General features: G+C 70.7%; 10 protein-coding genes. 1 reads left to right on the forward strand and 9 read right to left on the reverse strand.

Annotation, left to right across the window (positions count from 1 at the left end):
• The 9 genes from cysD to STSP_RS27480 form a co-directional block, all read right to left on the reverse strand.
• Positions 1-951, reverse strand: a complete 951-nt coding sequence (gene cysD, locus STSP_RS27445) for a sulfate adenylyltransferase subunit CysD (RefSeq protein ID WP_067283411.1) — start codon at positions 949-951, stop codon at positions 1-3.
• A complete protein-coding gene (gene cysC / locus STSP_RS27450; protein ID WP_067283413.1) occupies positions 948-1,538 on the reverse strand; it encodes an adenylyl-sulfate kinase in 591 nt (196 codons plus the stop codon). Before cysC ends, cysD begins: the two co-directional genes overlap by 4 nt.
• Positions 1,535-2,245: a phosphoadenylyl-sulfate reductase gene (locus STSP_RS27455; RefSeq protein ID WP_067283414.1), complete on the reverse strand. Its 711-nt coding sequence runs from the start codon at positions 2,243-2,245 to the stop codon at positions 1,535-1,537. The genes cysC and STSP_RS27455 overlap by 4 nt, the downstream gene beginning before the upstream one ends.
• 313 nt (positions 2,246-2,558) lie before the next feature.
• On the reverse strand, positions 2,559-4,253 hold the full coding sequence (locus STSP_RS27460) for a nitrite/sulfite reductase (protein WP_067283416.1): 1,695 nt from the start codon (positions 4,251-4,253) through the stop codon (positions 2,559-2,561).
• A 135-nt stretch (positions 4,254-4,388) separates the two neighbouring features.
• The gene (locus tag STSP_RS41030; RefSeq protein ID WP_309471194.1) at positions 4,389-4,472 is read right to left on the reverse strand and encodes a putative leader peptide; all 84 of its coding nucleotides are present in this window, start codon (positions 4,470-4,472) and stop codon (positions 4,389-4,391) included.
• 176 nt (positions 4,473-4,648) lie between these two features.
• A complete protein-coding gene (locus STSP_RS27465; protein WP_067283417.1) occupies positions 4,649-5,218 on the reverse strand; it encodes a GNAT family N-acetyltransferase in 570 nt (189 codons plus the stop codon).
• Between the two features lie 217 nt (positions 5,219-5,435).
• Positions 5,436-6,476, reverse strand: coding sequence for a LacI family DNA-binding transcriptional regulator (locus STSP_RS27470; RefSeq protein ID WP_067283419.1), 1,041 nt, complete (start codon positions 6,474-6,476; stop codon positions 5,436-5,438).
• Between the two features lie 159 nt (positions 6,477-6,635).
• Entirely contained in the window at positions 6,636-7,880 is a 1,245-nt protein-coding gene (locus STSP_RS27475; protein WP_067283428.1) for a GAF domain-containing protein, read from the reverse strand.
• A 393-nt stretch (positions 7,881-8,273) separates the two neighbouring features.
• Complete coding sequence (locus STSP_RS27480) at positions 8,274-9,920, reverse strand: acyl-CoA dehydrogenase family protein (protein WP_067283420.1); 1,647 nt, start codon at positions 9,918-9,920, stop codon at positions 8,274-8,276.
• Between the two features lie 17 nt (positions 9,921-9,937).
• Between STSP_RS27480 and STSP_RS27485 the strand changes: the two genes are divergently transcribed.
• Positions 9,938-11,257: a YihY/virulence factor BrkB family protein gene (locus STSP_RS27485; RefSeq protein WP_078067555.1), complete on the forward strand. Its 1,320-nt coding sequence runs from the start codon at positions 9,938-9,940 to the stop codon at positions 11,255-11,257.
• The last annotated feature ends 146 nt before the right edge of the window (positions 11,258-11,403 follow it).

An 11,403-nucleotide genomic window follows, 5' to 3' on the forward strand; every position in this document is an offset into this window, starting at 1 on the left:
TTAGAAGTACCCCTCGCGCTTACGGTCTTCCATCGCGGCCTCGGAGAGCTTGTCGTCCGCGCGGGTCGCGCCGCGCTCGGTGAGCCGGGACGCGGCGATCTCGGTGATGACCTGGTCCAGGGTCACCGCATCCGAGTCGACGGCGCCCGTGCAGGACATGTCGCCGACGGTCCGGTAGCGAACGAGCCGCTTCTCGACGGTCTCGCCGTCCTTCGGCCCGCCCCACTCACCGGCGGTCAGCCACATGCCGTTGCGCTGGAACACCTCGCGCTCGTGGGCGAAGTAGATCTCGGGCAGCTCGATCTGCTCGCGGGCGATGTACTGCCACACGTCCAGCTCGGTCCAGTTCGACAGCGGGAACACGCGCACGTGCTCGCCCGGCGCGTGCCGGCCGTTGTACAGGTTCCACAGCTCCGGCCGCTGACGACGCGGGTCCCACTGCGAGAACTCGTCGCGCAGCGAGAAGACCCGCTCCTTGGCGCGGGCCTTCTCCTCGTCGCGCCGCCCGCCGCCGAAGACCGCGTCGAACTTCTCGCTCTGGATCTTCTCGGTCAGCGGCAGCGTCTGCAGCGGGTTGCGGGTGCCGTCCGGACGCTCCTTGAGCACACCGCGGTCGATGTAGTCCTGCACGGACGCGACATGGAGCCGCAGGTTGTGCTTCTCGACCGTACGGTCGCGGTACTCAAGCACCTCGGGGAAGTTGTGCCCCGTGTCCACGTGCAGCAGCGAGAACGGGATCGCCGCGGGCGCGAACGCCTTCAGCGCGAGGTGCAGCATGACGATGGAGTCCTTGCCGCCGGAGAACAGGATCACCGGCCGCTCGAACTCGCCCGCCACCTCACGGAAGATGTGCACCGCCTCGGACTCCAGAGCGTCCAGGTGGCTCAGGGCGTAGGGGCCGGCGCCTTCGGAGTTGCCGGCTGCCTCGTGGACAGTGGCCGCGGTCGTCATGCCAGACCCCTTTCGGTGAGCAGCGCGTACAGCGCGGCAGCGGACTCCTGCACGCTCTGGTTGTGCGACTCGATACGCAGATCCGGCGTCTCCGGCTCCTCGTACGGGTCGTCGACCCCGGTGAGGCCCGAGAGTTCGCCAGCCGCCTGCTTGGCGTACAGGCCCTTGACGTCACGGACGGAGCAGACCTCGACGGGCGTGGCGACGTGCACCTCGACGTACGGGGTGCCCTCGGTCTCGTGGCGCTTGCGCACCGCGTCGCGGCTGTCCGCGTAAGGGGCGATCACCGGGACCAGGGCCTTCACGCCGTTCGACGCGAGCAGCTCGGCGACGAAGCCGATGCGCTGCACGTTGGTGTGCCGGTCCTCGCGGCTGAAGCCGAGGCCCGCCGAGAGGAACTCGCGGATCTCGTCACCGTCCAGGACCTCCACGCGGTGGCCCTCGTCGCGCAGCCGGCCCGCCAGCTCGTACGCGATGGTGGTCTTGCCGGCGCTCGGCAGACCCGTGAGCCAGATGGTGGCCCCAGTCACGTGCTTCTCCTGCCCCTGGTCGTAGGTGTCGTTCGTCTCGTGCGCCGTGCTCGTCATTCGTGCAGCCCGCACTCGGTCTTGGCGCGGCCCGCCCAGCGGCCGGCGCGCGCGTCCTCGCCCTCCAGCACGCGGCGCGTGCAGGGCGCGCAGCCGACGGACGTGTAGCCGTCCATCAGCAGCGGGTTGGTGAGGACGCCGTGCTCGGCGACGTACGCGTCCACGTCGTCCTGCGTCCAGCGGGCGATCGGCGAGATCTTGACCTTCTGCCGCTTCTCGTCCCAGCCGACGACCGGCGTGTTCGCGCGGGTCGGGGACTCGTCGCGACGCAGGCCCGTCGCCCACGCGTCGTACTTGGCCAGCCCCTCTTCCAGAGGCTTGACCTTGCGCAGCGCGCAGCACAGGTCCGGGTTGCGGTCGTGCAGCTTCGGGCCGTACTCGGCGTCCTGCTCGGCCACCGTCTGGCGCGGCGTGAGCGTGATGACGTTGACGTCCATCACGGCCTCGACCGCGTCCCGGGTGCCGATGGTCTCCGGGAAGTGGTAGCCGGTGTCGAGGAACACGACGTCGACGCCGGGCATCGCGCGGGACGCGAGGTGGGCGACCACCGCGTCCTCCATCGAAGAGGTCACACAGAAACGCTTACCGAAGGTCTTGGCGGCCCACTGGAGGATCTCTGGAGCGGAGGCATCCTCGAGGTCGCGCCCGGCCTGCTCGGCGAGCGCCTTGAGGTCGTCTGTGGCCGGGTCTGCCTGAATCGTCGTCATATCTCGTCCCCTCCGCCGTCATGGCGCTGAAGGCTGCCTTTTCGAGGGGCGTTCGCCTCCGAAGCGCCAAAGCCGGTGTCGAGAGGCCGACCGTGCTCAGCCCCTCCTTCGTCGGGGCCTCCGCGCGCTCGGCCTCTCGACACCGTCGCGCTCCTTTGGCTCACGCCCCGGGCCAGCAGTCCGAGGAACTTCAACTGGAAGGCTCGATTGCATGCCGCGCATTCCCACGCGCCGTGGCTGCCTTCGGCGGCTTCACTCGGCCGAAGGTCCTCGTCGCCGCAGTACGGGCAGTAGAACGGGGCGGCACGCTCACTCATGACAGCGACTCCTCGCTGGCCCGGGCCGCCCACGTGGCGAACCGCTCGCCCTCCTCGCGCTCCGCCTGGAAGCGCTTGAGGACACGCTCGACGTAGTCGGGCAGCTCCTCGGAAGTGACCTTCAGACCGCGCACCTTGCGGCCGAACCCCGCCTCCAGGCCCAGCGCACCGCCCAGGTGCACCTGGAAGCCCTCGACCTGCTCGCCCTTGTCGTTGAGGACCAGCTGGCCCTTGAGACCGATGTCCGCGACCTGGATACGGGCACAGGCGTTCGGGCAGCCGTTGATGTTGATCGTGATCGGCTCGTCGAAGTCCGGAATGCGGCGCTCGAGCTCGTCGATCAGCGACGCACCGCGCGCCTTGGTCTCGACGATGGCCAGCTTGCAGAACTCGATACCCGTGCAGGCCATCGTGCCGCGCCGGAAGGGGGAGGGCTTGACGGTGAGATCCAGCGCCTCAAGGCCCTCGACCAGCGACTCGACCTGCGACTCCGCCACGTCGAGCACGATCATCTTCTGCTCGACGGTGGTGCGGACCCGGCCGGAGCCGTGCGCCTCGGCGAGCTCCGCGATCTTCGTCAGCGTGGTGCCGTCGACGCGGCCCACCCGCGGCGCGAAACCGACGTAGAACCGGCCGTCCTGCTGCCGGTGCACACCGACGTGGTCACGCCAGCGCTCCACGGGCTGTGCGGGCGCCGGGCCGTCGATCAGCTTGCGCTTGAGGTACTCGTCCTCCAGGACCTGGCGGAACTTCTCCGTGCCCCAGTCGGCGACCAGGAACTTCAGGCGGGCGCGGGTGCGCAGCCGGCGGTAGCCGTAGTCGCGGAAGATCGAGATGACGCCCTCGTAGACGTCCGGGACCTCGTCCAGCGGGACCCAGGCGCCGAGACGCTGGCCGATCTTGGGGTTGGTGGACAGGCCGCCACCGACCCAGACGTCGAAGCCGGGGCCGTGCTCGGGGTGGTTCACACCGACGAACGCGACGTCGTTGATCTCGTGCGCCACGTCGAGCAGCGGCGAACCCGAGATCGCGGACTTGAACTTGCGCGGCAGGTTCGAGAAATCCTTGTTGCCGACGATCCGGCGGTGGATCTCCTCGATGGCCGGGGTGCCGTCGATGATCTCGTCCTCGGCGATCCCGGCGACGGGCGAGCCGAGGATGACACGCGGGGTGTCGCCGCACGCCTCGGTCGTGGACAGACCCACGGCCTCCAGGCGGTTCCAGATCTCGGGAACGTCCTCGATACGGATCCAGTGGTACTGGACGTTCTGCCGGTCGGTGATGTCGGCGGTGCCGCGCGCGAACTCCTGGGAGATCTCACCGATGACGCGCAGCTGCTCGGTGGTCAGCCGGCCGCCGTCGATGCGCACGCGCAGCATGAAGTACTCGTCGTCCAGCTCCTCCGGCTCGAGAATGGCGGTCTTGCCGCCGTCGATCCCGGGCTTGCGCTGGGTGTAGAGACCCCACCAGCGCATACGGCCCCGCAGGTCGTTGGGGTCGATCGAGTCGAAGCCGGTCCTGGAGTAGATCGTCTCAATGCGTGTCCGCACATTGAGACCGTCGTCGTCCTTCTTGAACTGTTCGTTGCCGTTGAGCGGGGTGAAGTGGCCCACGGCCCACTGGCCCTCACCACGGTGACGGCTCGCCTTGCGGCGGGGCGCGGCGGAGGGGTTCGGCGGGGTGGCGGCCATGGTTGTACGTCCTTCGGGACAGCGGGAAAGCGGCTCTGACCTGTGCGTATGGGCGCATGCTCGAGGTGCTCGAGGCGGGCGCGTCATTGCGCAGGAATGTGTGAGGCAGGGGGAGATCGCGGCGTTGCTGGACTGTCAGCCCGCCGGACAGATCGCGCTGGACATGCGGCCGAGGTCGACGTGCCGCCGACTCACCAAGGCAATTCCAGCTCGAGACATGACGGAAGCGTGTCACGGGGATCTCCGGACAGTCCACCGTCATCCAAAATGTGGACACCCTTGTCTCGGTCAGCGAGACAAGGGTGTCGCCGGTCACATCGCGCCGCCGTGCGCGCCGGAGGGCTGCAGAGGCGCCAGAGGGCGGAGAAGGCCGGGGAGGGACGTGCGGGACGGGCTCAGATGGCGTGCGCCCCCGGCCACGGGCCCGGCATCGGTACCTCCGGCTCCTCCTCGACCTTGGTCTCGAACAGAGTGAACCCGCGCCGGAGGTAGTTGTCCATCGCATGCTCGCCGTCCTTGCTGCAGGTGTGCAGCCACACCCGCTTGGTCGGCGTGCGCCCCGGCCACCGCTCGGCCAGGTCCCAGGCGCGCGCGACGCCGTGGCTGAGCAGATGGCCGCCCAGTCCACGGCCGCGGAACGCCGGGATCAGCCCGAAGTAGACGATCTCGACGACGCCCTCGTCCTGGGCTTCCAGCTCCACGTATCCGGCCGGGGTGCCCTTCTCGTACACGACCCAGGTCTCCGTCCCCGGCCGGTTCAGGATCTCCTGCCACTGGGCGTACGTCAGGCCCAGCCGGTCCGTCCAGCGGATGTCCCCGCCGACCGCCGTGTAGAGGAACCTGCTGAACTCGGGCGAAGGCACCTCGGCCCGTACGATCCGGACGTCGCCCTCCGGGGCGGCCGAGGGCCGCAGATCGGCCGGAGAGGTCTGCTCAAGGGACCACGTGGTCACAGTGATGCTCATGCGCGCCAGGGAACCACGTGGCCACCCCTCGCTCCAAAGTGGACGCGGCGGCATCGTGGGGCGCTGTTGACCGATTGGGGGAGCGTGGCGCACGACACGCGCCTCTTGCCTTGCGGCTCGGAATGAGGCGGCACGGGCCGACACCGGTACGGTCCCGGGCCCGGGGACGGCCGAGGCGCTACGGCTGGGCCTTCGGCCTTAGGGCGGGCCCTCGGCCTTACGGCTGGGCCTTCGGCGGCGGCAGCTCACCCGAACCGCGTTCGACGAGGCGGACCGTCACCGTCACGGTCCTGGCCGCGCCCCGCTCGCCGCGCAGCCGCGCCAGCGCTTGCTCGGCTGCCGCCCGCCCGATGGCCGCCGGATCCTGGGCCACCACCGTGAGGCCGGGCTGCAGGACCCCTGCCAGCGGCAGATCGTCGAAGCCGACCAGGGCGACGTCCCGGCGGCCCGCCTCCGCGAGGGCCGGGAGGACGCCGAGGGATGCCACGTTGTTGGCCGTGAAGACCGCCGTCGGAGGGGTGGGGGAATCCAGCAGCCGGCGTACCGCGACGCCCGCCGTGTACGGATCGTGGGCCGAGACGACGAGCGACGGGTCGTAAGGGATGCCGGCCGCCTCCAGCGCGGACTCGTAGCCGCGCTGCCGCATCTTCCTGGTGTACAGCGTGGCAGGGCGGTCGCCGATGAAGGCGATACGCCGGTGGCCGTGGGCGGCGAGGTGCGCCACGCCCGTGCGTGCCCCCTCTTCGTTGGCGGACACGACCGCGTCCGCGGACAGGCCCGTCGCCGGCCGGTCGACGAACACCAGCGGCAGACCGCTGTCGCGCTCGCGCCGCAGATAGCGGTGGTTGCTGCCGGCGGCCGGAACCACCAGCAGACCGCTGATACGGCGGGCCAGGAAGGCCGTGACGAGGGTGTGCTCCTGCTGCTCGTCCTCCTCCGACGCGGCCATCAGAAGCGTCAGACCGTGTCCGCGGACGGCGCCCTCCACACCGCCCGCGAGCGCTCCGAAGAACGGGTTGCCCACCTCGGGCACGATGAGGCCGACCGTCGAGTCCCGGGTGCCCATCCGCATGTTGCGGGCCATGAGGTTCGGCTGGAAACCCAGCTCCTCGACCGCCGCCAGCACCTTCACTCGGGTCGACTCGGAGACCGGGCCGTCCTCGTTGAGCACCCGGGAGACCGTCTTGGCGCTCACGCCGACCCGCTGGGCGACATCTGCCAGAGTGGGCCTCCGGCTCTTGCGGGCGTTCGCCATCATCACCAGTTTCCACGAAGGGCCGTCGCGACCGGGAGGCAGCGGTCAGTCGACTCCGGCCGCCCGCGCGGCCTCCCTATCCGCCACGACCGTACCGCCGTCCGCGCCGCCCACCTCAAGCGCCCCGGTCATGAGCAGGACGCCTCGCGCTCCAGGCGGCCCTCACAGTGCGCCGACGCGTGCGCGGCGCACCGCCGGGGCCACCGAGTGCGGCAGCAGGTGCGCCGGGTGGTCCGGTGTGATCACCTGTACGTCGACGTCCTCGCGGAAGCGGTACGGGCGGTGGGCGAGCAGCGGGCCCAGGTAGCGGCGGACCCGTGACACCTCGGCGCGTACCGTCACCGTGCGGGCCCGGTCGCCGAACATGTCCTCGGCGAGACCGGCCGCGCTGCGCCCGGACCGGCGCGTGGCCAGGAGGTAGAGCAGCTCGGCGTGGCGCGGGCTCAGCTCGTGCGACCACGTGCCCGCGCCGCCCGACACCGTGACCGACCAGCGGCGGGCGTTGCTCACGTCCAGCACGACCCGGGTGACGCTCTCCGGATCGGGACCCTCCACGGCCCGTACCAGCCAGCCGCCCGGCAGCGGCTCCACCGTGCACGTGCCGAGCGAGGGAAGCCACGTACTGCCGGCACCGAACGTCCTCGGCAGCGCCAGCCTGCGTACCGGCGGCATCCCGGTCACGGCCGCCGTCCAGCCGTGTACGTCGACGGCGAGGGCGCGTCCGGTCATCCGGGCCAGCATCGGAGCGGCGACCGAGCGGAGCCGGTCGAGCGACGACAGGTGCAGATGGCGCAGCTCCGCCTCGGCGAGCCGGGTCACCGACGTGACCAGCGCCAGCGTCGACGGATGCATCGTGTCGAGCGGGCCGCTGATGTCGATGACCCCGAGCAGCCGGCCGTCCCGCGGGTCGGTCAGCGGTGCGCCGGTGCACGTCCAGGAGTGGTGCGTGCGGACGAAGTGCTCCGCCGAGAAGACCTGTACGGGCCGGCGGGTGATGAGCGGCGTGCCGATCCCGTTCGTGCCGACGACGTCCTCCGTCCACTCCGCGCCGATCTCGAAACCGAACCCGTCGGCCTTCCGCAGGACCGACGTGCTGCCCTCCCGCCACAGGACGCGGCCCTCGCCGTCCGTCACGACCATGATGTGCTGCGCCGCGTCCGCGACCGAGACGAGCCCTTCCCGCAGCACCGGCAGGACCTGCGTGACCGGCGACGATCTGCGGCGTTGCTCGATCTCCTCCACGGACAGCAGGCCCGTACGGAAGTCGTGGTCGGGGTCGACACCGCTGTGCAGCATGCGGTCCCACGACTCCCCGATCACGGGACGCGGAACGAGCGGCGGCTGCTGCCCGGAGAGAGTGGCAGCGCGCACGCCCTTGAGCAGACGCGCGGCCTGGGCCGCGTCCATCGCGGCAATCCTGACCAGGTCGATCGTCGGAGTCGTCACCGGATCCTCCCCAAAGCCGTCGACTCCCGGGCACGGAGCGGGCTGTGAGCCCGCTACACATCCTCCCCTCTCACACCCCCTGAAAGGGCGTCAGTCCGCGGATACGTTGCAACCTTCTGCAACTCTGGCGAACGGCCGTCCGGTGTCGGAAGCTTGGGGCTGCTCCTGGGAAAGGAGCCACGGCTGCGGGGGTGGTGCCGTGTCGGCGCAGCACCACCCCCGTGACGCATCACCTTGCGGGCATGAGCACGCCGCTGCTGCGGGTGGAGCCCCCACAGATCCGGCGCGCGCGGCACGGGCGGACGCGCGCGCCAGGCCCGCACACGGGCCGAAACCCGATGCCACGGCGCCTTCTCACGCCACCGGCCGCGCCCGCTCCACCACCGAGCCCAGGTCCAGGGTGTGCGGCAGCGTGCCGAAGGCCGCGCCCCAGTCGCCGCCCAGGCGTGACGCGCAGAACGCGTCGGCGACCGCGGGCGGCGCGTACCGCACTAGCAGGGAGCCCTGCAGCACCAGCGCCATGCGCTCCACGAGCCGCCGCGCCCGGGCCTCGATGCCGTCCAGGTCGGCGAGTTCGGTCAGGAGGTCCTTGATGGCGGCGTCGAGGCGGTGGTCCTCGCCGCGGGCCCGGCCGACCTCCTGCAGAAACGCGTTCAGCGCCCCCGGCTCGCGCTGCAGCGCCCGCAGGACGTCCAGGGCCTGTACGTTCCCCGAGCCCTCCCAGATGGAGTTCAGCGGCGACTCGCGCAGCAGCCGGGGCATGCCCGACTCCTCCACGTACCCGTTGCCGCCCAGGCACTCCAGCGCCTCGGCGGCCACCGGTGTGCAGCGCTTGGTCACCCAGTACTTGGCGACCGGCACCGCGAGCCGCAGGAACGCCCTCTCCTGCTCGCCGGCGCTCCCGTCCGCCCGGTCGTACGCCGCGGCCAGCCGCATCCCGAGCGTGGTCGCCGCCTCCGACTCCAGTGCCAGATCGGCAAGTACGTTGCGCATCAGCGGCTTGTCGATCAGCGTGCCGCCGAAGGCCTCGCGGTAGGTGCAGTGGTGCACGGCCTGCGCGACGGCCTGACGCATGATCGCGGCCGCGCCCAGGACGCAGTCGAGGCGCGTGGCCGCGACCATCTCGATGATGGTGCGCACCCCGCGGCCCTCGTCGCCGACCCGCTGCGCCCACGTCCCGTCGAACTCGACCTCGCTCGACGCGTTCGAGCGGTTGCCCAGCTTGTCCTTGAGCCGCTGGATCGCGAACGGGTTGCGCGTCCCGTCCTCCAGTACCCGCGGCACGAGAAAGCACGTCAGGCCCTCGGGCGCCTGCGCCAGGACCAGAAAGCCGTCCGACATGGGCGCGGAGCAGAACCACTTGTGCCCGGTCAGCAGATACTCGCCGTCCACCGCCAGCGGCCGCGCGGCCGTCGTGTTGGCCCGTACGTCGCTGCCGCCCTGCTTCTCCGTCATCCCCATGCCGAAGAGCACGCCTGCCTTCTGCGCGGCGGGCCGCAGCCCCTCGTCGTAGACGAGCGAGGTCAGCCGCGGCTCCCACTCGGCTGCCAGCTTCGGCTCCGCGCGCAGGGCGGGCACGGCCGCGTGCGTCATCGACAGCGGGCAGCCGTGCCCGGCCTCGACCTGCGACCACACCACGAAGCCGGCCGCGCGCCGCACATGCCCGGCCGGCCGCGTCCAGGCCGCGGTCAGGCCCGCCGAGACGCCCTTGGCGAGCAGCCGGTGCCAGGACGGGTGGAACTCGACCTCGTCGATGCGGTTCCCGTACCGGTCGTGGGTGCGCAGCTTCGGCGGGTTGTCGTTGGCCTGTACTCCCCACTCCTGGGCCTGCGCGGAGCCCGCGGTCCGGCCGAGGCCTGACAGCTCGTCCCGTACCTCGTCGAGCAGCTCCGGATCGACGTGCCGCTCGACCGCCTCGGTCAGGGCCCGGTCGACCGCGAAGACGTCATGTCCGACCAGGGGCGGAGGCTGGTTGGTCACTGTGTGAGTGGTGGCTGCCATATCGATACGGTAAGGAGGTGCACCAGGCAAAAGAAACACCTGAACGGCCGTCCGGCCGTCTCCACCTTGCCCGCGCTCTGTACCGGAACGTGTCCAAGCGCAGGACGGCCTGGCTGCTGATCAAGGACACCGTCGACTCGTGCATGGAGTACCGGGTCCTCGGTCTCGCGGCGGAAGCGGCGTTCTTCACGCTGCTGTCCGTACCGCCGCTGCTGCTGAGCATGATCGGACTGCTCGGCTACGTCGACGACTGGACGGGCGCCGACACCATCGCCAGCCTGCAGACGAACCTGCTCGAGGCGTCCCGCACCGTCCTGTCCGACCGGGGCGTCAACGAGATCGCCCGGCCCATCCTCGAGGACGTCATGCGCGGCGGACGCCCGGACATCATCTCGATCGGGTTCCTCTTCGCGCTGTGGTCGGGCTCGCGCGCCGTGAACGTCTTCATCGACACGATCACCGTGATGTACGGCCTGGACGGGGTGCGCGGCATCGTCAAGACGCGGCTGCTGGCGTTCCTGCTGTTCATAATCGCGTTGCTGATCGGCTCGGTGGCGCTGCCGCTGATGGTGGCGGGGCCGGACGCGGTGCTGAAGCTCCTGCCGCTGTCCACGTCGGTCGTGCAGATCCTGTACTGGCCGGTCGTGATCGTCCTGTCGATCGTCTTCCTCACGACGCTGTACCACGTGTCCGTACCGGTGCGCTCCCCCTGGGTGGAGGACACACCGGGGGCGCTGGTGGCGCTCGGCATGTGGGTACTCGGCAGCTTCCTGCTACGCATCTATCTGACGAACACGGTGGAGGGGCCCACCACCATCTACTCCTCGCTGGCGGCGCCCGTCGCCGTGCTGCTGTGGATCGGTGTCTCCGCGTTCGCGGTGCTGGTGGGGGCCGCGGTCAACGCGGCCATCGACCGGGTGTGGCCGTCGGTGGCGACGGCGGCGGCACGTGCCGCCAACGAGCGGATGCGGGAGGAGCAGGCCGCGCAGTACGTGGCCCGTGCACAGGCCCGGCACGCCCACGAGGACGACGCCGACGGTCCGGACATGCCGTCCGAGTTCCCGGAGCGGTGGTCGAACTTCCTGCCGCCGGACGACGTGACGTCACGGCTGCGGGCACATGCGAAGACCCACGCGAAGTCGCATGCGAAGCCGCACACGAAGTCGCATGCGAAGCCGGATGTGAAGCAGCATGCGCAATCGCAGGCGAACGGGCAGGCGATGCCGGACGCGAAGACGCAGGCGAAGCCAGATGTGAATCCGGATGCGAAGCCGGATGTGAAGCCGCCGGCGGAGAAGACCGAAGCGCCGTGGAGGCGGGATCCCGGAGGGCGCTGAGGGGGTGCGCTCGCTGAGTGGGTGCGGGTGTGCTCCGCAGGGCCTCTGGAGATCTCGAGGGCGTCGAACACAGCCGAAGGGCTGGATGCGCGCGGCCGGCGCAACGGCCGGCGCGACGGCTAGGGCCCCCGGCCCGCCGTCGTGGC

This window comes from Streptomyces jeddahensis (assembly GCF_001642995.1).
GTDB classification, from domain to species: domain Bacteria; phylum Actinomycetota; class Actinomycetes; order Streptomycetales; family Streptomycetaceae; genus Streptomyces; species Streptomyces jeddahensis.

Excerpts from the sequence above, each read along its gene's own strand:
- cysD (WP_067283411.1), bottom strand. The coding sequence starts at position 951 with ATGACGACCGCGGCCACTGTCCACGAGGCAGCCGGCAACTCCGAAGGC.
- cysC (WP_067283413.1), bottom strand. The coding sequence starts at position 1,538 with ATGACGAGCACGGCGCACGAGACGAACGACACCTACGACCAGGGGCAG.
- STSP_RS27455 (WP_067283414.1), bottom strand. The coding sequence starts at position 2,245 with ATGACGACGATTCAGGCAGACCCGGCCACAGACGACCTCAAGGCGCTC.
- STSP_RS27460 (WP_067283416.1), bottom strand. The coding sequence starts at position 4,253 with ATGGCCGCCACCCCGCCGAACCCCTCCGCCGCGCCCCGCCGCAAGGCG.
- STSP_RS41030 (WP_309471194.1), bottom strand. The coding sequence starts at position 4,472 with ATGTCTCGAGCTGGAATTGCCTTGGTGAGTCGGCGGCACGTCGACCTC.
- STSP_RS27465 (WP_067283417.1), bottom strand. The coding sequence starts at position 5,218 with ATGAGCATCACTGTGACCACGTGGTCCCTTGAGCAGACCTCTCCGGCC.
- STSP_RS27470 (WP_067283419.1), bottom strand. The coding sequence starts at position 6,476 with ATGATGGCGAACGCCCGCAAGAGCCGGAGGCCCACTCTGGCAGATGTC.
- STSP_RS27475 (WP_067283428.1), bottom strand. The coding sequence starts at position 7,880 with ATGGACGCGGCCCAGGCCGCGCGTCTGCTCAAGGGCGTGCGCGCTGCC.
- STSP_RS27480 (WP_067283420.1), bottom strand. The coding sequence starts at position 9,920 with ATGGCAGCCACCACTCACACAGTGACCAACCAGCCTCCGCCCCTGGTC.